Source organism: Streptomyces sp. NPDC043896 (assembly GCF_056435605.1).
The window spans coordinates 102,585-123,818 of record NZ_JBWKEE010000009.1 but is presented as its reverse complement, the minus strand read 5'-3'; the positions used below and the strand labels follow the sequence as shown (position 1 = coordinate 123,818).

The 21,234-nt window shown below is 69.5% G+C and carries 20 protein-coding genes; 1 reads left to right on the top strand and 19 read right to left on the bottom strand.

Annotated features, from left to right (window positions below; translation table 11 throughout):
* Nucleotides 1–125: 125 nt before the first annotated feature.
* Nucleotides 126–2,021, top strand: coding sequence for a glycosyl hydrolase family 18 protein (locus AC069X_RS15670; RefSeq protein ID WP_478728967.1), 1,896 nt, complete (start codon nucleotides 126–128; stop codon nucleotides 2,019–2,021).
* A gap of 165 nt (nucleotides 2,022–2,186) precedes the next feature.
* Here AC069X_RS15670 and AC069X_RS15665 read toward each other — a convergent pair whose 3' ends face one another.
* The 19 genes from AC069X_RS15665 to rho all read right to left on the bottom strand — a co-directional run bounded on the left by AC069X_RS15665 (nucleotide 2,187) and on the right by rho (nucleotide 20,940).
* A complete protein-coding gene (locus AC069X_RS15665; RefSeq protein WP_478728965.1) occupies nucleotides 2,187–2,633 on the bottom strand; it encodes a DUF2550 domain-containing protein in 447 nt (148 codons plus the stop codon).
* Between the two features lie 128 nt (nucleotides 2,634–2,761).
* Complete coding sequence (locus AC069X_RS15660) at nucleotides 2,762–3,136, bottom strand: F0F1 ATP synthase subunit epsilon (protein WP_007266595.1); 375 nt, start codon at nucleotides 3,134–3,136, stop codon at nucleotides 2,762–2,764.
* Between the two features lie 145 nt (nucleotides 3,137–3,281).
* On the bottom strand, nucleotides 3,282–4,724 hold the full coding sequence (atpD, locus tag AC069X_RS15655) for a F0F1 ATP synthase subunit beta (protein ID WP_478728962.1): 1,443 nt from the start codon (nucleotides 4,722–4,724) through the stop codon (nucleotides 3,282–3,284).
* Entirely contained in the window at nucleotides 4,724–5,641 is a 918-nt protein-coding gene (locus AC069X_RS15650; RefSeq protein ID WP_478728960.1) for a F0F1 ATP synthase subunit gamma, read from the bottom strand. The genes atpD and AC069X_RS15650 overlap by 1 nt, the downstream gene beginning before the upstream one ends.
* Before the next feature lie 20 nt (nucleotides 5,642–5,661).
* Entirely contained in the window at nucleotides 5,662–7,257 is a 1,596-nt protein-coding gene (atpA, locus tag AC069X_RS15645) for a F0F1 ATP synthase subunit alpha (RefSeq protein WP_478728959.1), read from the bottom strand.
* 133 nt (nucleotides 7,258–7,390) lie between these two features.
* Complete coding sequence (locus AC069X_RS15640) at nucleotides 7,391–8,206, bottom strand: F0F1 ATP synthase subunit delta (protein WP_478728957.1); 816 nt, start codon at nucleotides 8,204–8,206, stop codon at nucleotides 7,391–7,393.
* The gene (locus AC069X_RS15635) at nucleotides 8,203–8,733 is read right to left on the bottom strand and encodes a F0F1 ATP synthase subunit B (protein WP_361598899.1); all 531 of its coding nucleotides are present in this window, start codon (nucleotides 8,731–8,733) and stop codon (nucleotides 8,203–8,205) included. The genes AC069X_RS15640 and AC069X_RS15635 overlap by 4 nt, the downstream gene beginning before the upstream one ends.
* 52 nt (nucleotides 8,734–8,785) lie before the next feature.
* Nucleotides 8,786–9,019, bottom strand: a complete 234-nt coding sequence (gene atpE / locus AC069X_RS15630; protein ID WP_007266589.1) for an ATP synthase F0 subunit C — start codon at nucleotides 9,017–9,019, stop codon at nucleotides 8,786–8,788.
* Between the two features lie 82 nt (nucleotides 9,020–9,101).
* The gene (atpB, locus tag AC069X_RS15625) at nucleotides 9,102–9,938 is read right to left on the bottom strand and encodes a F0F1 ATP synthase subunit A (protein ID WP_478729252.1); all 837 of its coding nucleotides are present in this window, start codon (nucleotides 9,936–9,938) and stop codon (nucleotides 9,102–9,104) included.
* Nucleotides 9,939–10,148: 210 nt separating this feature from the next.
* Nucleotides 10,149–10,586, bottom strand: a complete 438-nt coding sequence (locus tag AC069X_RS15620) for a hypothetical protein (RefSeq protein WP_478728955.1) — start codon at nucleotides 10,584–10,586, stop codon at nucleotides 10,149–10,151.
* Between the two features lie 286 nt (nucleotides 10,587–10,872).
* Complete coding sequence (locus tag AC069X_RS15615; RefSeq protein WP_478729250.1) at nucleotides 10,873–12,207, bottom strand: MraY family glycosyltransferase; 1,335 nt, start codon at nucleotides 12,205–12,207, stop codon at nucleotides 10,873–10,875.
* A gap of 104 nt (nucleotides 12,208–12,311) precedes the next feature.
* Entirely contained in the window at nucleotides 12,312–13,541 is a 1,230-nt protein-coding gene (locus AC069X_RS15610) for a serine hydroxymethyltransferase (RefSeq protein ID WP_478728953.1), read from the bottom strand.
* 109 nt (nucleotides 13,542–13,650) lie between these two features.
* On the bottom strand, nucleotides 13,651–14,286 hold the full coding sequence (locus AC069X_RS15605; protein ID WP_478728951.1) for an arsenate reductase/protein-tyrosine-phosphatase family protein: 636 nt from the start codon (nucleotides 14,284–14,286) through the stop codon (nucleotides 13,651–13,653).
* Nucleotides 14,283–14,930: an L-threonylcarbamoyladenylate synthase gene (locus AC069X_RS15600; RefSeq protein WP_478728949.1), complete on the bottom strand. Its 648-nt coding sequence runs from the start codon at nucleotides 14,928–14,930 to the stop codon at nucleotides 14,283–14,285. The genes AC069X_RS15605 and AC069X_RS15600 overlap by 4 nt, the downstream gene beginning before the upstream one ends.
* A 52-nt stretch (nucleotides 14,931–14,982) precedes the next feature.
* Nucleotides 14,983–15,828 (bottom strand): peptide chain release factor N(5)-glutamine methyltransferase, encoded by an 846-nt coding sequence (prmC, locus tag AC069X_RS15595; protein WP_007266582.1) that lies wholly within the window; start codon nucleotides 15,826–15,828, stop codon nucleotides 14,983–14,985.
* 44 nt (nucleotides 15,829–15,872) lie between these two features.
* Nucleotides 15,873–16,952, bottom strand: coding sequence for a peptide chain release factor 1 (gene prfA, locus AC069X_RS15590; RefSeq protein WP_478728947.1), 1,080 nt, complete (start codon nucleotides 16,950–16,952; stop codon nucleotides 15,873–15,875).
* A gap of 120 nt (nucleotides 16,953–17,072) precedes the next feature.
* The gene (gene rpmE / locus AC069X_RS15585) at nucleotides 17,073–17,291 is read right to left on the bottom strand and encodes a 50S ribosomal protein L31 (RefSeq protein ID WP_007266580.1); all 219 of its coding nucleotides are present in this window, start codon (nucleotides 17,289–17,291) and stop codon (nucleotides 17,073–17,075) included.
* Nucleotides 17,292–17,474: 183 nt separating this feature from the next.
* On the bottom strand, nucleotides 17,475–18,575 hold the full coding sequence (locus tag AC069X_RS15580) for an LCP family protein (RefSeq protein WP_478728944.1): 1,101 nt from the start codon (nucleotides 18,573–18,575) through the stop codon (nucleotides 17,475–17,477).
* A gap of 277 nt (nucleotides 18,576–18,852) precedes the next feature.
* Nucleotides 18,853–20,940 (bottom strand): transcription termination factor Rho, encoded by a 2,088-nt coding sequence (rho, locus tag AC069X_RS15575; protein ID WP_478728942.1) that lies wholly within the window; start codon nucleotides 20,938–20,940, stop codon nucleotides 18,853–18,855.
* Nucleotides 20,941–21,234 lie beyond the last annotated feature (294 nt).

The window sequence follows — 21,234 nt, the reverse complement described above, 5'->3', positions numbered from 1 at the left end:
AGCTGAGGTCTGGACCTCTTGACGCTTGGTCCAGACCTTTCTAGTCTCACCGCATCACTGTGGTGAGCGTGCCATGACAAAGAGCGACATCGGGCGTGCTCACGGGCGGCGCAGGTCCCACCCCCATGTACCGGTCGGCCCCACGACCGGTACGGACCTACCGAGGAGCACCCTTGAGCACAGCACCCCCACGACCCAATCGTCTGTTCAGGAGACTGGCCGCCGTCGTGGCGGCCCTCGCCCTGCCCGTCGCCGGCCTCGTCGGCCTGGCCGGCCCGGCGCAGGCGGCCGCGTCCGCGACCGCGACCTACACCAAGGTCTCCGACTGGGGCTCCGGCTTCGAGGGCAAGTGGACGGTGAAGAACACCGGCACCACCACCCTCAGCAGCTGGACCGTGGAGTGGGACTACCCGGCCGGCACCCGGGTGACCTCCGCCTGGGACGCCACCGTCACCAGCTCGGGCAACCACTGGACCGCCAAGAACGTCGGCTGGAACGGCACCCTGGCCCCGGGCGCCACCGTCACCTTCGGCTTCAACGGCACCGGCACCGGCGCCCCCGGCGGCTGCAAGATCAACGGCAGCTCCTGCGACGGCGGCACCGACCCCGCCGACAACCCGCCCTCGGCCCCCGGCACTCCCACCGCCTCCGCCGTCACCGAGACCGGCCTGACCCTGTCCTGGACGGCGGCCACCGACGACAAGGGCGTCAAGAACTACGACGTCTACCGCAACGGCTCCCGCCTCACCACCGTCACCGGCACCACCTTCGGCGACAGCGGCCTGACCAAGGGCACCACGTACACGTACGCGGTCACCGCGCGTGACACCGCCGGCCAGACCGGCCCCTCTTCCGGCGAGCTCTCGGTGACCACCCCGGGCGGCGGCACCGAGCCCCCGGACCCGGGCGCCAAGGTCAAGCTCGGCTACTTCACGAACTGGGGCGTCTACGGCCGCAACTACCACGTGAAGAACCTGGTGACCTCCGGCAGCGCCTCGAAGATCACCCACATCAACTACGCCTTCGGAAACGTCCAGGGCGGCAAGTGCACCATCGGCGACGGCTACGCCGACTACGACAAGGCCTACACCGCCGACCAGAGCGTCGACGGCGTCGCCGACACCTGGGACCAGCCCCTGCGCGGCAACTTCAACCAGCTGCGCAAGCTGAAGGCCAAGTACCCGCACATCAAGATCCTCTACTCCTTCGGCGGCTGGACCTGGTCCGGCGGCTTCGGCCAGGCCGCCCAGAACCCGGCCGCCTTCGCCGACTCCTGCCACGCCCTGGTCGAGGACCCCCGCTGGGCGGACGTCTTCGACGGCATCGACATCGACTGGGAGTACCCCAACGCCTGCGGTCTGACGTGCGACACCAGCGGCGCCGCCTCCTTCAAGAACCTGATGTCGGCCCTGCGCGCCAAGTTCGGCTCGAACTACCTGGTCACCGCCGCGATCTCCGCCGACGGCTCCAACGGCGGCAAGCTCGACCTCGCCGACTACGCGGGGGCGGCCCAGCACGTCGACTTCTACAACGTCATGACGTACGACTTCTTCGGCGCGTGGGACGCCAAGGGCCCGACCGCCCCGCACTCCCCGCTGACCTCCTACGCCGGCATCCCGATCGCCGGCTTCAACTCCGAGGCCGCCATCACCAAGCTCAAGGGCAAGGGCATCCCCGGATCCAAGCTCAACCTCGGCATCGGCTTCTACGGCCGCGGCTGGACCGGCGTCACCCAGGACGCCCCCGGCGGCACCGCCACCGGGCCCGCCCCGGGCACCTACGAGCAGGGCATCGAGGACTACAAGGTCCTCAAGAGCAGCTGCCCGGCGACCGGCACCGTCGCCGGCACCGCCTACGCCAAGTGCGGCAGCAACTGGTGGAGCTACGACACCCCCGCCACCATCGCCGGGAAGATGACCTGGCTGAAGAACCAGGGCCTCAAGGGCGCCTTCTTCTGGGAATTCAGCGGCGACACCGCGAACGGCGAACTGGCCGGCGCGATCCACACCGGGCTGCAGTAACCCCCACGCACTGCACGTCCCCGGTGACACGACGAAGCCGGGGAGGCGGGACCGTCCCCCGCCTCCCCGGCTTCCTCACGTGCGTACCACCGGCCCGCATCAGGCCACGTTCACCCTCCCCCGGACTTCGTCCGGGGGGGGACCCCCATCCAGCGGGCAAGGAAGTCAGGCCACATTCACCCGCTGGCCGGGCGGCGCGGCCTCCAGCCAGGCCAGGAACCCGGTCAGCGCGTCCTCGCTCATCGCCAGCTCCAGGCGCGTCCCCTGGTGGGAACAGCCGAGCACGACGGCGTCGGACAGCAGGGCCAGCTCCTCCTCGCCCTGCGGCGCGCGCCGGGCGAGCACCTCGATGGAGGAACGCTCCAGCAGCCGGCGCGGGCGCGGGGAGTACGAGAACACCCGGAACCACTCGATGCGGTCACCGCTGTAGCGGGCGACCCCGTAGACCCACCCCTTGCCGGAGAGGTCGGGCTCCTCGGCCACGCCCCAGCGCAGGCTGCAGTCGAAGGTCCCGCCGGAACGCTGGATGAGTCTGCGGCGCAGCCCGAACACGAACAGCCCGATCACCACCAGGGCTACGACCAGGCCGCTCACAAGCAGAGCGAGGAGCATCTTCACCGACCTCCTCGCTCATCGAAAACCGCACAAACAAAAAGTACGTACATCGCCTCAGCCGCGACCCGGTCCGGAAAATTCCAGACCTGACCGCGGCTGAGGTATCAAACTGTTCGGTACGGGGCTCAGTGCCCCGCGACCGCGCGCAGCCGGACATCGGCGCGACGTTCGGCGGCCGCGTCGGCCTCCGACTTCGCGCGCTCCAGTGCCCGCTCCGCACGCTGGACGTCAATCTCGTCCGCGAGCTCGGCGATCTCGGCCAGCAGGGACAGCTTGTTGTCCGCGAACGAGATGAATCCGCCGTGCACCGCGGCGACGACAGTGCCGCCCTCGCTGGTACGGATGGTCACCGGGCCCGATTCCAGCACACCGAGAAGCGGCTGGTGACCGGGCATGACGCCGATGTCGCCGGACGTGGTGCGGGCGACGACCAGGGTGGCCTCGCCGGACCAGACATTGCGGTCCGCCGCGACCAGCTCGACGTGCAGCTCAGCAGCCAAGGTGGCTCCTCGGGTCACCACCCGGCGGGTCAGCCGGGTGTTGGGTCAAATTCTAATGGGCGTGGGGAGAGGGACGGGACGCACCCGCCCCTCTCCTTGACGTGAAACCTGCGAACCGGATGCGCTCCTCGCGGAGCGCGCCGGATCAGGAGACGCCCAGCTCCTTGGCGTTGGCCTTCAGGTCCTCGATGCCACCGCACATGAAGAACGCCTGCTCGGGGAAGTGGTCGTACTCACCGTCGCAGATCGCGTTGAACGCGGCGATCGACTCGTCGAGCGGAACGTCCGAACCGTCCACGCCGGTGAACTGCTTGGCGACGTGGGTGTTCTGCGACAGGAAGCGCTCGACACGGCGGGCACGGTGGACAACGAGCTTGTCCTCCTCGCCCAGCTCGTCGATACCGAGAATCGCGATGATGTCCTGGAGGTCCTTGTACTTCTGAAGGATCCCCTTGACGCGCATGGCGGCCGCGTAGTGGTCCGCCGCGATGTAGCGGGGGTCCAGGATGCGGGACGTGGAGTCCAGCGGGTCCACGGCCGGGTAGATGCCCTTCTCGGAGATCGGACGGGAGAGAACCGTCGTCGCGTCGAGGTGGGCGAAGGTGGTCGCCGGCGCCGGGTCGGTGAGGTCGTCGGCGGGGACGTAGATCGCCTGCATGGAGGTGATCGAGTGACCACGGGTCGAGGTGATGCGCTCCTGGAGGAGACCCATCTCGTCGGCCAGGTTCGGCTGGTAACCCACCGCGGAGGGCATACGGCCGAGCAGGGTCGACACCTCGGAACCGGCCTGGGTGTACCGGAAGATGTTGTCGATGAAGAACAGGACGTCCTGCTTCTGAACATCGCGGAAGTACTCCGCCATGGTCAGACCGGCCAGGGCGACGCGCAGACGGGTGCCCGGGGGCTCGTCCATCTGGCCGAAGACCAGCGCGGTCTTGTCCAGAACGCCGGAGTCCGACATCTCCTCGATGAGGTCGTTGCCCTCACGGGTACGCTCACCGACGCCCGCGAACACCGACACACCGTCGTGGTTGTTGGCGACGCGGTAGATCATTTCCTGGATCAGAACGGTCTTGCCGACACCGGCACCACCGAACAGACCGATCTTTCCACCCTTGACGTACGGGGTGAGGAGGTCGATGACCTTGACGCCGGTCTCGAACATCTCGGTCTTCGACTCGAGCTCGTCGAAGTTCGGGGCCTTGCGGTGGATCGCCCAGCGCTCGGTGACCTCGGCGTTCGCCTCGGGGTAGTTCAGCACCTCACCGAGGGTGTTGAACACCTTGCCCTTGGTGAAGTCACCGACGGGAACGGTGATGCCCGAACCCGTGTCGGTCACCGGGGCCTGGCGGACCAGACCGTCGGTGGGCTGCATCGAGATGGTGCGGACCATGCCGTCACCCAGGTGCTGCGCGACCTCGAGGGTCAGCGTCTTGAGCGCGCCCTCCTCGGCCGGGTCGGCGACCTGGACGGTCAGCGCGTTGTAGATGTCGGGCATCGCGTCGACGGGGAACTCCACGTCGACGACCGGGCCGATGACCCGGGCGATGCGGCCCGTGGCAGCGGCCGTCTCAACAGAGGTCGTCATTACTTGTCACTCCCCGCGGTCGCGTCGGCCATGGCGCTCGCGCCACCGACGATCTCGCTGATTTCCTGGGTGATTTCGGCCTGGCGGGCCGCGTTGGCAAGCCGGGAGAGGCTCTTGATGAGCTCACCGGCGTTGTCGGTCGCCGACTTCATCGCACGGCGGCGGGCTGCGTGCTCGGAAGCAGCGGCCTGCAGCAGCGCGTTGTAGACGCGGCTCTCGACGTAGCGCGGCAGAAGGGCGTCGAGGACGTCCTCCGCCGACGGCTCGAACTCGAACAGCGGAAGGATCTCGCCCTTCGCACCGTCCTCCTCCGCAGCCTTCTCGAGGCTGAGCGGCAGCATCCGGTCGTCCACCGGGCTCTGCGTCATCATCGACACGAATTCCGTGAAGACGATGTGCAGCTCGTCGACGCCGCCCTCGGCCGTCTCCTTCTGGATGGCCTCGATCAGCGGACCCGCGACGCGCTTGGCGTCGGCGTACTCCGGGCTGTCGGTGAAGCCGGTCCACGAGTCCGTGACCTTGCGCTCACGGAAGCCGTAGTACGCGACACCCTTGCGGCCGACGATGTAGCTGTCGACCTCCTTGCCCTCCGCGCGGAGCCGCTCGGTGAGCCGGTCGGCCTGCTTGATGGCGTTCGAGGAGTAGCCGCCGGCCAGACCGCGGTCGCTCGTGATGAGCAGGACCGCGGCGCGGGTCGGCGCCTCGACCTCGGTGGTCAGGGCGTGCTTGTTGTTCGAGCCGGTCGCCACCGCGGTCACCGCACGGGTGAGCTCGGTCGCGTACGGCATCGACGCCGCCACCTTGCGCTGCGCCTTGACGATGCGCGAGGCGGCGATCATCTCCATCGCCTTGGTGATCTTCTTGGTCGCCGTGATGGCACGGATGCGACGCTTGTAGACCCGGAGCTGCGCTCCCATGAGTCAGGTCCCTTCCGTCGTCACTTGGAGACGTTGACGGCCGGCACGTCCTCGCCCAGGAGCTTGCCGTCCGAGGTCTCGAACTGGCGCTTGAAGGCCGCGATGGCGTCCGCGATGGAGGACAGGGTGTCGTCCGACATCTTGCCGCCGTCCGCGATGGAGGTCAGGAGGTCCTTGCGCTCGCGGCGCAGGTGCTCCAGCAGCTCCGACTCGAAGCGACGGATGTCGACGACCGGGACGTCGTCCATCTTGCCGGTGGTGCCGGCCCAGACGGAGACGACCTGCTCCTCGACGGGCATCGGCTGGTACTGGCCCTGCTTCAGCAGCTCGACCATGCGCTTGCCGCGCTCCAGCGAGGACTTCGACGCGGCGTCCAGGTCGGAACCGAAGGCGGCGAACGCCTCCAGCTCGCGGTACTGGGCCAGGTCGACGCGCAGACGGCCGGAAACCTGCTTCATGGCCTTGTGCTGGGCGGAGCCACCGACGCGGGAGACCGAGATACCGACGTTCAGCGCCGGGCGCTGGCCCGCGTTGAACAGGTCGGACTCCAGGAAGCACTGGCCGTCGGTGATGGAGATGACGTTGGTCGGGATGAACGCCGAGACGTCGTTGGCCTTGGTCTCGACGATCGGCAGACCGGTCATCGAGCCGGCACCCATGTCGTCGGAGAGCTTCGCGCAGCGCTCCAGCAGACGGGAGTGCAGGTAGAAGACGTCACCCGGGTAGGCCTCGCGGCCCGGCGGGCGGCGCAGCAGCAGCGACACGGCGCGGTAGGCGTCGGCCTGCTTCGACAGGTCGTCGAAGATGATCAGGACGTGCTTGCCGGCGTACATCCAGTGCTGGCCGATGGCGGAACCGGTGTACGGCGCCAGGTACTTGAAGCCGGCCGGGTCGGACGCCGGGGCGGCGACGATCGTCGTGTACTCGAGCGCGCCGGCCTCTTCCAGGGCGCCGCGAACGGACGCGATGGTCGAGCCCTTCTGGCCGATGGCGACGTAGATGCAGCGGACCTGCTTGTTCACGTCGCCGGAGCGCCAGTTGTCACGCTGGTTGATGATCGTGTCGACGGCCAGAGCGGTCTTGCCGGTCTGACGGTCGCCGATGATCAGCTGACGCTGGCCACGGCCGATCGGCACCATCGCGTCGACGGCCTTGTAGCCGGTCTGCATGGGCTCGTGCACCGACTTACGGACCATGACGCCCGGGGCCTGCAGCTCGAGGGCGCGACGGCCTTCGGTCGCGATCTCGCCGAGGCCGTCGATCGGGTTGCCGAGCGGGTCGACAACGCGGCCGAGGTAGCCCTCGCCGACGCCTACGGAGAGGACCTCACCGGTGCGCTGCACCGGCTGACCCTCCTCGATACCGCTGAACTCGCCGAGGACGATCGCACCGATCTCGCGCTCCTCGAGGTTGAGGGCGAGACCGAGGGTGCCGTCCTCGAACTTCAGCAGCTCGTTCGCCATGGCGGAGGGCAGGCCCTCCACCTTCGCGATGCCGTCGCCGGCAACGCTGACCGTTCCGACCTCCTCGCGCGAGGCCGCGTCCGGCTGGTACGACTGGACAAAGGTCTCCAGTGCGTCCCGGATCTCCTCCGGCCGGATCGTGAGCTCCGCCATCTGGGTTCCCTGCTCTCCTTGTTGGGCCTGAAGCTTCTTAGGGGTCTGGGGGTGACCCCCAGGAATCTTCTGCAAGTTCTGCACGGCCCAACCGGGCCGCTAGGAATGCTTTGTATCTGTTGGTGGCGGCTGGTCAGCCGGCCATGCGGCGCGACGCCTCGGCGAGGCGGTCCGCGATGGTGCCGTCGATGACCTCGTCGCCGACCCGCACCGAGATCCCGCCGAGGACCGTGGGGTCCACGTCGAGGTTCAGGTGCATCTGGCGGCCGTACAGCTTGGCCAGCACCGCGCCGAGACGCTGCTTCTGCACGTCGCTGAGCGGGATCGCGCTGGTCACGGTGGCGACCATGCGGTCCCGGCGCTCGGCGGCGAGCTTGGAGAGGGACTCGAGTCCCGCTTCCAGGCTACGTCCACGCGGGTGCGTGACGAGACGGATGACCAGACGCTCGGTGACGGCGTTCACCTTGCCGCCGAGCAGGCTGCGGAGCAGCTCGCTCTTGGCGGAGCCGGTGGCGGCGCGGTCGGTCAGCGCGGAGCGCAGCTCGGTGTTCGAGGCGACGATCCGGCCGAAGCGGAAGACCTCGTCCTCGACGTTGTCGAGCGCGCCGCCCTGCTGGGCCGCCGTGAGGTCGGCGGTGGCCGCCAGCTCCTCCAGCGCGTCCACCAGGTCGCGGGACTGCGACCAGCGGGAGCGCGCCATGCCGGACACCAGGTCGAGGGTCTCCCCGCCCACCTGGCCGGACAGCAGCCGGCCGACCAGCTCGGCCTTGGCCTCGCCGGACTGCGCCGGGTCCGTGATGACCCGACGCAGCGAGACCTCACGGTCGAGCAGCGCGGTGACGGCTGCCAGCTCACCGGCGAGCTTCGCCGCGTCGACGGACGTGTTGTCCGTCAGTGCGTCGAGGCGCTCGCGCGCGGAGGCCAGCGCCTCGCGGCTCGCTCCGTTCATCGGGCCGCCTCGGCCTTCTCCTCAAGCTCGCTGAGGAAGCGGTCGATGGTGCGGCTCTGACGGGCGACGTCCTCGAGGGACTCGCCGACGAGCTTGCCGGCCAGGTCGGTGGCGAGCTTGCCCACGTCCTGACGCAGCGCCTGAGCGGCGGCCTTGCGGTCTGCCGCGATCTGGGCGTGACCGGCAGCGATGATCTCCTCACGCTGCCGCTGGCCCTCTGCGCGCAGTTCTTCCTTGAGCGCAGTGCCCTGCTCCAGCGCGTCCTGGCGCAGGCGCGCGGCCTCGTGCCGGGCCTCGGCGAGCTGGGCCTTGTACTGCTCCAGCACGCTCTGGGCCTCGGTCTGAGCGGCCTCGGCCTTCTCGATACCGCCCTCGATCTGCTCGCGGCGCTCGTCCAGAACCTTGTTGATGTTCGGGAGGAGCTTCTTCGCGAGGAAGCCGAAGACGATGACGAAGGCGATCAGACCGATGACGAGCTCGGGGATCGGCGGGATGAGAGGGTTTTCCATCTCAGCCGCGAGAACCATGAGGTTCACATCAGTGCCTTTCGTCTAGTGGGCTGTTCGTCGAGACCGAGGATCAGGAGCTCGGGTAGACGAACGGCATGACCAGACCGATCAGGGCGAGCGCCTCACAGAAGGCGAAGCCGAGGATCTGGTTGGCGCGGATCAGGCCGGCAGCCTCGGGCTGACGGGCGAGGGCCTGGGTGCCGTTACCGAAGATGATGCCGACGCCGACGCCGGGGCCGATGGCCGCGAGACCGTAACCAACGGAGCTGAGGGAGCCGGTGACGGCGGCAAGGGTCTGGGACATGCCAGTTCTTCCTTCTCTTTCACGGATCCGGTGGGGGTTGGCCACCGGACGAATACGGGGGGCTGAGCGGGGCGGGCCTGGCTCAGTGGTGCTCGGCGAGCGCGCCCTGGATGAAGCTGCAGGCCAGGAGGACGAAGACGTACGCCTGGACAGCCTGGATGAAGAGCTCGAAGGCGGTCATCACGATCACCATCACGAACGACACGCCGGCGTAGGCGATGCCGATGCCGTTCAGCAGGTACCAGCTGGCGATCGTGAAGAGCAGCAGCAGGGTGTGACCGGCGAACATGTTCGCGAAGAGTCGGACCGCGTGGGTGAACGGGCGCACCAGGACGTTCGAGAAGAACTCGATGATCATGATGAGCGGCAGGACGCCGCCGAGGCTCTTGTCGTAACCGGTGAGGTTCTTCAGGCCGCCGACGAAGCCGTGGCGCTTGAAGGTGACCGACATCCAGATGACGTACACGATCAGGGCGAGGACCGCCGGGTACGCGATGATCGAGGTCACGGGGAACTGCGCCACCGGGACGATCGACCAGACGTTCAGGATCCAGACGAAGAAGAACAGCGAGACCATGAAGGGGACGTACTTCTCGCCCTCCTTCTTGCCCAGCGTCTCGTAGACGATGCCGCGGCGCACGAAGTCGTAACCGGCCTCGCCGATCATCTGGAGCTTGCCGGGGATGATCTTCGCCTTGCCGAAGGCGGCCCAGAAGAAGGCCACGATGCTGACGGAGCCCAGGAGGGCCAGCAGCATCGGCTTGTTGAAGTAGGCATTGCTGCCGACTTCGCCCCAGAGCGGCTCGAAGAGGAACGAGTGCAGGCCCGGGCCGGGGAAGCCACATCCGTCGAAGATGTGACAGTCGGTCTCGAAGGCGAGGACCTGCGTCGGGTCAGCACTCACCGCGGGCTCCTTCAGCGTGGCGCATAGGTACGGCAACCTCGTTGTGTCGGCGCGGCGAGCAGCCGCGGTTCGGCACTGGACTGGTGTAACGGGTGTGGGGGCGGCAGTCAGGCATCGAGCCTCGCGATGGAACAGGCGTCAGCTCAGATGCCCGCGCCCGCAGAGCCGCAGTTGGAACCGGACGATAGCAGCATCTCGAACGCACACTTATCCCGGCCCTACCCCTCACGACTTGGACCCCGGGTTTTCGGGCTTTTCACCCTTGGTCGAGTCCGGCTCGACGTAGAGGATCTTCGCCTTCATGTGAGCACGCGTCTGCGCGCCGATCCACACGAGGGTGGCGGCGACGAGCGTGATGGCGAACGCCCGGGGGTTGAACAGTGTCGTGTTCTTGAACACGGCGAGAAAGACGAAGAGCAGCAGGATCTGGGCGGCGTAGAGCATGAGGCCCATGGCCTGGAACAGATGCGGCAGTGATTTGGCCGTGCGCTGCAGAACGATGAAGCCGAGGCCCATGAAAAGGATCACGACCACGGTCGCGACGACTGACCCGACGGCACCCTTGCTCCCGACGACCAGACCGCTGATCAGGGCCGCGATGGCGCCGGCGACAACGGTGGGTACGGCGGTTTGCAGGAGGGATCGGACGTCATCTGACCGCATGGCGGTTTGCTCCGCGTGGTGGTGGGGGCACGGACTCGTACGGGAACTCGTACGGGGACGAGCGTAAGCCCGGTCCGAGTGAGAGCCTCGGGCCAATGGACCGTCGCACTACGGTCCTTCGGCTCTGTCGCCGGGTCTAGTGAACGGTATCACAAACTATTTGATGAGAGCTTTACCTGTCGGGTGTGCTGACTGTCACACATGAGGGCTAACGCGCCCGTGTGTGCAGGACAAGCCACCCCATTGTCTGCTAAAGGGCACCCATGTCCGACATGCGCGCGCGCCGTCAGCGTGCCGATCCGGCCTTACGCCGGTCGGGGAGGCGCGAACGGGGGCCTACGGCGGTCGCCCCGTTGACGCCCGACACGCCCGCCGCGATCGGCCGCGCGGGCTCCGGCTCCGTGCCCGCGTCGTCCCGTACGGCCGCCTCCGCGGCCCGCTCGGCGTGCCGGTAGCGCGGCGGGACCAGCCCCTCGGCCCAGCGCGGCGCCCGCGGGGTGAAACGCGGCATGAGGAGCAGTACGAGGCCCAGCGCGCTCAGCGCGGCGATGGCGAGGACGATCCACATCGAGGCCGAATGGACGGAATAGGCCACCGTGCCGAATGCGATCAGGCCCGACCAGAAATACATGATGAGTACGGCGCGGCTGTGGGAATGTCCGAGCTCCAGGAGCCGGTGGTGCAGGTGGCCGCGGTCCGCCGCGAAGGGCGACTGGCCGTTCCAGGTGCGCCGCACGATCGCGAGGACCAGATCGGCCATCGGAATGGCGATGATCGTCAGGGGCAGCAGCAGCGGAATGAAGACCGGGAGCATCGCGTGCGTCGCGTTGCGCTCACCGCCGACGAAAATGGCCATCGTGTCGGGGTCGACCTGCCCCGTGATCGAGATGGCCGAGGCGGCCAGCACCAGGCCGATCAGCATCGACCCGGAATCCCCCATGAAGATCCGGGCGGGGTGCATGTTGTGCGGCAGGAAGCCCAGGCACATGCCCATGAGGATCGCGGCGAAAAGGGTGGCGGGAGCCGCGGACTCGATGCCGTAGCCGAACCAGATCCGGTAGGCGTAGAGGAAGAACGCGCACGTGGCGATGCACACCATGCCCGCCGCCAGGCCGTCGAGCCCGTCGACGAAATTCACCGCGTTGATGGTGATCACCACGAGCGCCACGGTCAGCAGGGTGCCCTGCCACTGGGTCAGCGACACCGTCCCGATACCGGGAACCGGAATCCACAGGATGGTCAGGCCCTGCATGACCATCACGCCGGCGGCGATCATCTGGGCGCCCAGTTTGATCAGCGCGTCGAGCTCGAACTTGTCGTCCAGGACACCGACCAGCCAGATCAGGGCGGCTCCCGAGAGCAGTGCTCTGGGCTCGTTGGACCGCTCGAAGACCCCGTTGAGGTTCTGCAGGTGGTCGGCGATCAGCAGCCCCGCGCACATGCCGCCGAACATGGCGATGCCCCCGAGCCGCGGTGTCGGCTCGCGGTGCACGTCGCGCGCGCGGATCTCCGGCATGGCGCCGGCCGCGATCGCGAACTTCCGCACGGGTCCGGTCAGCAGGTAGGTCACCGCGACCGTGACGCAAAGCGTCAGCAGATATTCACGCACGGGCTGCCCCAGATGTATCGCCGGCCATCTCAGCCCCACACATTAGCCGCGATGTCACCAGGGACGAGGACGCGCGGAGGCCCCGTTCCGGTTGCACTACGCCATGCTCGTCCCGGTTACGCCCCGTACAGGGGAAATCCACCGGTCAGTTCGGCCACCCGGGTCCGGGTCCGGGCCGCTTCCCCGCCCAGCGCGGCGGCGAACAGCTCCGCGATCCGGGCCATCTCCGCCTCCCCCATCCCCTGCGTGGTCACCGCCGCGGTGCCCAGGCGGATCCCGCGCTGGTCCCCGTACGGCAGCGCGCAGGTGTCGAGGACGATCCCGGCGGCCGCCAGCCGGCCGCGCGCCGTCGGCCCGTCCACACCGAGCCCCGCCGGATCGGCGGTGATCAGGTGGGTGTCCGTCCCGCCGGTCGTCACCGCGAACCCGCGCTGCTCCAGGGCGGCGGCCAGGGCGCGGGCGTTGGCGACGACCCGGTGGGCGTACCTGCTGAACGCCGGGCCGGCCGCCTCCCCGAACGCCACCGCCTTCGCGGCGATGGTGTGCATCTGGGCGCCGCCCTGCGTGAACGGGAACACCGCCCGGTCGACGCGCTCGGCGAACTCGGAGCCGCACAGGACCATCCCGCCACGCGGCCCGCGCAGCACCTTGTGGGTGGTCGCGCAGACCAGGTCCGCGTACGGCACCGGACTCGGCGCGGCCCCTCCGGCGACCAGCCCGATGGGATGGCCGACGTCGGCGATGAGATGGGCCCCGACCTCGTCGGCGATCTCCCGGAACGCCGAGTACTCCAGGTGCCGCGGGTAGGAGATGGAGCCGCACACGATGGCCTTGGGGCGGTGCGTCCGGGCCAGCCGCTGCACCTGCCCGTAGTCGACGAGCCCGGTCTCCGCGTCGACCCCGTACCCCACGAAGTCGAACCAGCGGCCGGAGAAGTTGGCGGGCGAGCCGTGCGTGAGGTGCCCGCCGTGCGCCAGCCCCATCGCCAGGACCGTGTCCCCGGGCCGCAGCAGGGCCGCGTAGGCGGCCAGTACGGCGGCGGAACCGGAATGCGGCTGCACATTGGCGTGCTCCACCCCGAAGAGGGCCCTGGCGCGCTCCACGGCGGTCCGCTCGGCGAGGTCCGCGTACTCGCACCCGCCGTGGTACCGGGCGCCGGGATAGCCCTCCGCGTACTTGTTGGACAGCGCGGAGCCCAGCGCCGCGAGCACGGCGGGAGAGGTGAAGTTCTCGGCGGCGCTCATCTGCAGCGTGGTCGCCTGCCGCTGCCGCTCCCCTTCGAGGATGTCGGCCATCTGCGGGTCCTGCTGCCGCAGGACGTCCGTGGGCTGGGTCATGACGCTCATGGCGCGACTCCCGCACAGTGGGGTACCGGTACCAGCCACTGTAGGCCCGGCCCGCCCTCCGCGCCCCCGCCCGCTTCCGGGACGGCCGCCGGCGCGCCCCGGGGGAAGGTCAGCGCTGCGCGTGGACGCCCGTCAGGGCCGTGACCACCGGGTCCAGCGCCTGGTTGATCTCGTCGCCGATCGACCGGAAGAAGGTGATCGGCGCCCCGTACGGGTCGTACACCTCGTCCGCGTCGACGGACGGCGCCAGCAGCCACCCGCGCAGCGCCGCGGCGGCCCGTACCAGCGCCCGCGCCCGCTCGGCCATGCCGTCGTCCAGCGGCGGCAGCGTGGCCGGGTCTATCGCCCGTACGAGCCGGGTGAACTCCTTCAGGGTGAAGGTGCGCAGCCCCGCCGAGTGGCCCATGGAGATGACCTGCGCCCGGTGGTCCCGGGTGGCGGTGAGCACCAGATCGGCGCGTATGACGTGCTCGTCCAGCAGTTCCCGCCCGGTGAACCCGGACGCGTCGGCGCCGAAGTCGGCGAGGACGGCGGCGGCGTTGGCCTCCATCGGGGCGCCCTCGTGGCCCCAGGTGCCGGCGCTCTCGACGATCAGGTCCCCGGCCGGCAGGCCCAGCGCGCCGAGGCGGTGGGCCAGCGCGTGCCGCGTCAGCCGCTCGGTGATGGGCGAGCGGCACACATTGCCGGTGCTGACGTGGAGTATGCGGAACGACTGACTCGCTATGCCACGCCCCTCAGGGCTCACGGAGCCACCTCGAGGTCGGGTACGACCTCCCGCAGCTGCGCGGCGGTCAGCGCCCCCTCACGCAGCAGTACGGGGACCTTCCCGGTGACGTCGACGATCGAGGACGGCTCGGTGCTCGGCGTGGGGCCGCCGTCCAGGTAGACGGAGACGGAGTCGCCCAGCATCTCGCGCGCCACGTCGCAGTCCGCCGGCGCCGGGTGGCCGGACAGGTTCGCCGAGGACACGGCCATCGGGCCGACCTCGGTCAGCAGCTCGATCGCGACGGGGTGCAGCGGCATCCGCACGGCCACGGTCCCGCGGGTCTCCCCCAGGTCCCAGGCCAGCGACGGCTGGTGCTTGGCGACGAGCGTCAGCCCGCCCGGCCAGAAGGCGTCCACGAGCTCCCACGCCTGCTCGGAGAAGTCCGTGACGAGGCCGTGGAGGGTGTTCGGGGAACCGATGAGGACCGGGGTGGGCATGTTGCGGCCGCGTCCCTTGGCGGCGAGCAGGTCGCCGACGGCCTCCGGGCTGAAGGCGTCCGCGCCGATCCCGTACAGGGTGTCGGTGGGCAGCACGACGAGCTCTCCGCGGCGCACGGCGGAAGCCGCTTCGCGCAGACCCGTCTTGCGGTCCGTCGCGTCGTTGCAGTCGTATCGCCGGGCCATCAGCGGGTCTCCTCGTGCAGCGTGGGGGTGGCGGGGGAAGCGGTCGCGACGGTCACGGCATGGCCTTGCGGGCGGTCGCGAAGCGTGGGCGGTTGTTCAGGTCGGGGTGGTCGGCGGCGTCGGCCCATCCCCGCTCGTCGGCGAAGATCCACGGCACCTGGCCGCCCTGGGTGTCCGCGTGCTCGATCACGACGATGCCGCCGGGCCGCAGCAGCCGGTGGGCGGTGCGCTCGATGCCCCGGATGGTGTCGAGGCCGTCCTCGCCGGAGAAGAGGGCCATCTCGGGGTCGTGGTCGCGGGCCTCGGGGGCGACGTACTCCCACTCGGTGAGCGGGATGTACGGCGGGTTGGAGATGACCAGGTCGACCTGTCCGTCGAGCTCGGGCAGCGCGGTGAGCGCGTCGCCCTGGTGGACGGTGACCCGGGAGCCCTCGGCGTTCTTGCGGGTCCACCGCAGCGCGTCCTCGGACAGCTCCACCGCGTGCACGCGCGAGCGCGGCACCTCCTGGGCCATGGCGAGCGCGATGGCGCCGGACCCGGTGCACAGGTCCACGATCAGCGGCTCGACCACGTCCATGGCCCGGACGGCGTGTATGGCCCAGTCCACGACCGACTCGGTCTCGGGCCGGGGCACGAACACCCCGGGGCCGACCTGGAGCTCCAGGTACCGGAAGAAGGCGCGGCCGGTGATGTGCTGGAGCGGCTCGCGCGCCTCGCGGCGGGCGACGGCCTCCCAGTAGCGGGCGTCGAAGTCCGCGTCCTTGACGTGGTGCAGTTCCCCCCGCTTGACGCCGTGCACGAAGGCCGCGAGCTCCTCGGCGTCGAAACGCGGTGAGGGCACGCCGGCGGCGGCCAGCCGCTGGGTGGCCTGGGCCACCTCGGCAAGCAGCAAGTTCACGCTGGTCCTCCGGGCTGCTGTCGTACGGGGGGGTGGTGCGAAGGTCAGTGCGCGGCCGCGAGCTTCGCCGCGGAGTCGGTGTCCACGCAGGCCTGGATGACCGAGTCCAGGTCGCCGTCGAGCACCTGGTCCAAGTTGTACGCCTTGAAACCGGTCCGGTGGTCCGAGATCCGGTTTTCCGGGAAGTTGTACGTACGGATCTTCTCGGAGCGGTCCACGCTGCGCACCTGGCTGCGGCGCTGGTCGGAGGCCTCCTGCTCGGCGGCTTCCTGGGCGGCGGCCAGCAGGCGCGAACGCAGGATGCGCATGGCCTGCTCCTTGTTCTGGAGCTGGCTCTTCTCGTTCTGGCAGGAGGCGACCACACCGGTCGGGATGTGCGTGATGCGCACGGCCGAGTCGGTGGTGTTGACGGACTGGCCGCCGGGGCCCGAGGAGCGGTACACGTCGATGCGGAGGTCGTTCATGTTGATCTCGACCTCGACCTCCTCGGCCTCCGGGGTGACGAGCACGCCGGCGGCGGAGGTGTGGATGCGGCCCTGGGACTCGGTGGCCGGCACGCGCTGGACGCGGTGCACGCCGCCCTCGTACTTCATCCGGGCCCACACGCCCTGGCCGGGCTCGGTGGCGCCGTTGCCGCCCTTGGTGCGGACGGAGACCTGGACGTCCTTGTAGCCGCCGAGCTCGGACTCGGTGGAGTCGATGATCTCGGTCTTCCAGCCCACGCGCTCGGCGTAGCGCAGGTACATGCGCAGCAGGTCGCCTGCGAACAGGGCGGACTCGTCACCGCCGGCGCCCGCCTTGATCTCCAGGAGCACGTCCTTGTCGTCGCTGGGGTCGCGCGGGACGAGCAGCAGGCGGAGCTTCTCGGTGAGCTCTTCGCGCTGGGCGCTCAGTTCCTTGACCTCGGCGGCGAAGTCGGGGTCGTCGGCCGCCAGCTCCTTGGCCGTCTCGATGTCCTCGGCCGACTGCTTCCAGGCACGGAAGGTCGCGACGATCGGGGTGAGCTCCGCGTAGCGCTTGTTCAGCTTGCGGGCGTTCGCCTGATCGGAGTGGACCGAAGGGTCGGCGAGCTTCGTCTCAAGGTCGGCGTGCTCGCCGACCAGTTCCTCGACCGCTTCGAACATCGGATGCTCCTGGGGTGAAAAAGTCAAAAGTGGGCTGGGCTGGCTGAACGACGACAAAGGCGCCGGTCCGGCCGCCCCCGCGTGGTCAGGGGGCGGCCGGTGACCGGCGCCTGGGTCGCGCTACTTCTTGGCCGCACCCTTGCCGAAGCGGGCCTCGAAGCGGGCCACGCGGCCACCGGTGTCGAGGATCTTCTGCTTGCCCGTGTAGAACGGGTGGCACTCGGAGCAGACCTCGGCACGGATGGTGCCCTCGGTCAGGGTGCTGCGGGTGGTGAACGACGCGCCACAGGTGCAGCTGACCTGGGTCTCGACGTACTCGGGGTGAACATCGCGCTTCAAGGTGTCTCCTAGATTCGGGAGGGCGCCGGGTCGCAGGAGCCGAATTGCGCACTGCGTGAACCGGGGCCGACAGACCAGTCTGCCAGGACCGGGCCGCCTGTCAAAATTCCGGGAACGCTCCCCTCAACGGGCGGGGGCCGCCGTCTATTCCTCCCCCGTCCTGCCGGGTCCCGGCAGGGGCGCCTACTGGACGATCGAGCCCGCGCTGCTCTTGTCGCCGGCGGACTTCTCGGTGGCCTGTGCGGGGATCGGCCGGTCGGCCAGCAGGGAGTCCCAGACCATCTTGGACTCCTTGGTGAGCGGGACCACGCGGTCGCGGTCGGCCGGGTCCGGGCCCACGGGCAGGGTGATCATGTGCATGTTTTCGGCGCCGATGCTCTGGAGCCCCTGGGCGAAGCTCGCGAGGGACTTCACGTCGCCGAGCGCCTTGTCCGTGGTGATCGCCTTGGTGGCGGAGTCGGCGAGGCCGAACAGCTTCTTGGGGTTGTCGAACACCCCGATGCCCTTGACCTGCTTGATCAGTGCCTTGATGAAGGCCTGCTGGAGCTGTATTCGGCCCAGGTCGCCGCCGTCGCCGACGCTCTTGCGCGTGCGGACGAGGCCCAGGGACTGCTCGCCGTTCAGCTTGTGCGGGCCGGGCGGCAGGTCCAGGTGGCTGTAGTCGTCCTTGATCGGCTTGGTGGTCGTGAGCTCGACCCCGCCGAGGTTGTCGATGATCTTCTTGAAGCCGGTGAAGTCGACCTCGATGTAGTGGTCCATGCGGATCCCCGACATCGCCTCGACGGTCTTGACCGCGCAGGCGGCCCCGCCGATGGTGAAGGCCTCGTTGAACTGCGCGCGCTGCCTGGGCGCGCTGGTCTTGCCCTTGCCGGTGGGGCAGGCGGGCCGCGGGAGCATCGTGTCGCGCGGAATGGACACGACGCTGGCCTGCTTGTGGCCCTCGTAGAGGTGCACGATCATCGCGGTGTCCGAGCGGGCCGAGCCGCCGTCGTCCGCGCCGTACTCGCTGTTCGCCCCGTCGCGGGAGTCGGAGCCGAGGACGAGGATGTCCATCGAGCCGTTGTCGACGTTCGGCGGACGGTCCTTGCCGAGGGCCTGGTCGATGTCGACGCTGTGCAGGTTGCCGTTGAGCTTGAAGTAGAACCAGCCGAGGGACCCCCCGCCCAGCAGGACCACCCCGGCGGCGGTCCAGGCGGCGATTCTGAGGCCCTTGCGGCGGCGCGGCTGCGCCCGGCGCCCGCGCACCCGTGCCCTGCGACCGCTGCCCCTGCTGTCCTCGCTCATGCTCTCCTCGGTCCTGGCTCCGTTGCCCGCTGCTCACTCACACAGACGGACTAGCGCATTCCAGGGTTCCACGGCGTGCGGATCACTCCGCACGCCCCCTCCCGTACGAGCACACCCCGTGACCGGACCGGACCGGACGCTTACGTAGGGTTGCGATCCGGGGGGTTCAAGGGTCTCTTACAGGGCCTCGCGGGCGCAGGCGTGTGGCGAAGGTCGCACAAACGGAACCGCCCCCGCCGCGGGTGCGGCGGGGGCGGTTCGCGCTCTGACGGCCCGGTCAGTCGTCGTTCTTGCCGGCCGGGGTCGTCTTGGCGATCTGCATCAGGAACTCGGCGTTCGACTTCGTCTGCTTCATCTTGTCGAGCAGCAGCTCGATCGCCTGCTGCGAGTCGAGCGCGTGCAGCACCCGGCGCAGCTTCCAGACGATGGCGAGCTCCTCGCTGTTGAGGAGGATCTCCTCCTTGCGGGTGCCCGACGGGTCGACGTCGACGGCCGGGAAGATGCGCTTGTCGGCGAGCTTGCGGTCGAGCTTGAGCTCCATGTTGCCGGTGCCCTTGAACTCCTCGAAGATCACCTCGTCCATGCGCGAGCCGGTGTCGACCAGCGCGGTGGCCAGGATGGTCAGCGAGCCGCCGTCCTCGATGTTGCGCGCGGCACCGAAGAAGCGCTTCGGCGGGTACAGCGCGGTCGAGTCGACACCACCGGACAGGATGCGGCCGGAGGCGGGCGCCGCGAGGTTGTACGCGCGGCCCAGACGGGTGATGGAGTCCAGCAGGACGACCACGTCGTGACCCAGCTCGACGAGGCGCTTGGCGCGCTCGATGGCCAGCTCGGCGACGGTGGTGTGGTCCTCGGCCGGGCGGTCGAAGGTCGAGGAGATGACCTCGCCCTTGACCGACCGCTGCATGTCGGTGACCTCTTCCGGACGCTCGTCGACCAGGACGACCATCAGGTGGCACTCGGGGTTGTTGGTGGTGATCGCGTTGGCGATCGCCTGCATGATCATGGTCTTGCCGGTCTTCGGCGGAGCCACGATCAGACCGCGCTGGCCCTTGCCGATCGGCGACACGAGGTCGATGATGCGGGTGGTCAGCACGCCCGGATCGGTCTCCAGGCGGAGCCGGTCCTGCGGGTAGAGCGGGGTCAGCTTCTGGAACTCCGGTCGGCCGCGGCCCGATTCGGGCGACATGCCGTTGACGGAGTCCAGACGCACGAGCGCGTTGAACTTCTCGCGGCGCTCGCCGTCCTTGGGCTGGCGGACCGCACCGGTGGTGTGGTCGCCCTTGCGCAGGCCGGCCTTGCGGACCTGGGCGAGGGAGACGTACACGTCGTTCGGGCCCGGCAGGTAGCCGGAGGTCCGGATGAACGCGTAGTTGTCGAGGATGTCGAGGATGCCCGCGACGGGGATCAGCACGTCGTCGTCGGCGACCTGCGGCTCGTTCGGCGCGAACTCGTCACGGCCACGACGGCCGCGGCGGTCGCGGTAGCGGCCGCGACGGCCACGACGGCCGTCCTCGCCGTCGAAGTCGTCCTGCGGGCCGTTGTCCTGACGGTCCTGCCGGCCCTGGCCGCGGCCGCCCTGCTGCTGGCGGTCGGCGCGGTCCTGACGGCCGCCGCCCTGCTGCTGGCCCTGGCCGCCCTGGCCACCCTGGCCGCCCTGCTGCTGGCCCTGCTCGTCGGCCTTGGCACCGCGCTCGCGGCGGCCCTGCTGACGCTCACCGCGCTCGCCACGCTCGCCGCGCTCGCCGCGCTCGCCGCGGTCACGGCGGTCGCGGCGGGTACGGGCCTCGCCGGCCTCCTGTACCTGGCCCTGGGGCTGGGCGGCGACGGCGGTCGCGGGTTCGGCCTTGGCCTCGGGCTGCGCGGCCGGAGCCGTCTCGGTCTTCTGCTCGACCTGCACGACGGCGGGGGCCGAGGACTCGGGGCTGCCGGAGGGAGCGGTGGCCCGGCGGCGGCGGCGCTCGCCGATGGGGGCGTCCTCGCTGGCCGGCTGGCCCGGGATCTCGATCTGCGCCTGTGCGGCGGGCTTCTCGGCGGGGGCCGCGGCGGCGGCCTCGCCCGTGCGGGCCTTGCTGGTGGCACGGCGCTTCGGCTTGGCCTCGGCGGCGTCGGCGGCGGGGGCCGCGGCGGCGGCCTTGGGGGCGCTGCCGCCCTGCGCCTCCTTGATGACCTCGATCAGCTGGCTCTTGCGCATCCGCGCGGTGCCCCTGATACCGAGGCCCGACGCGACCTGCTGCAGCTCGGCCAGGACCATGCCCTCGAGGCCGGTGCCGGAGCGGCGGCGCTTGGGGGCGGCGCCCGCGGCGGGGGCGCTGGTGTCGACGTTGGTGTCGGCAGCGCCCATCAGATCGGTGGTGTCGCTCACGAAGGGTCCTTCCCTGGAGCGGACGTCGGCCTGTCTGGCTCGGCGACCGGTTGTGCTGTCCGACAACAGTCCTAGGTGTGTGGACCGTGCCGGGGCGGTGGTCCGCCGGTAAGAGTTACGGCGGAGAGAAACGTGCATGGTGGTTCCGGCGAGAAGCCCCCGAGCTGGAAGCGTGGGAATGTCACGCCGATTCCGGAGCGTGCTCGAAACTGCTGGCAGCGATCAAAGCAGTCGGGGAGGCTCCCGGAAGAAATGTGGTCCCGGATGGGGACACTGAGCACCGAGCCATGGCGG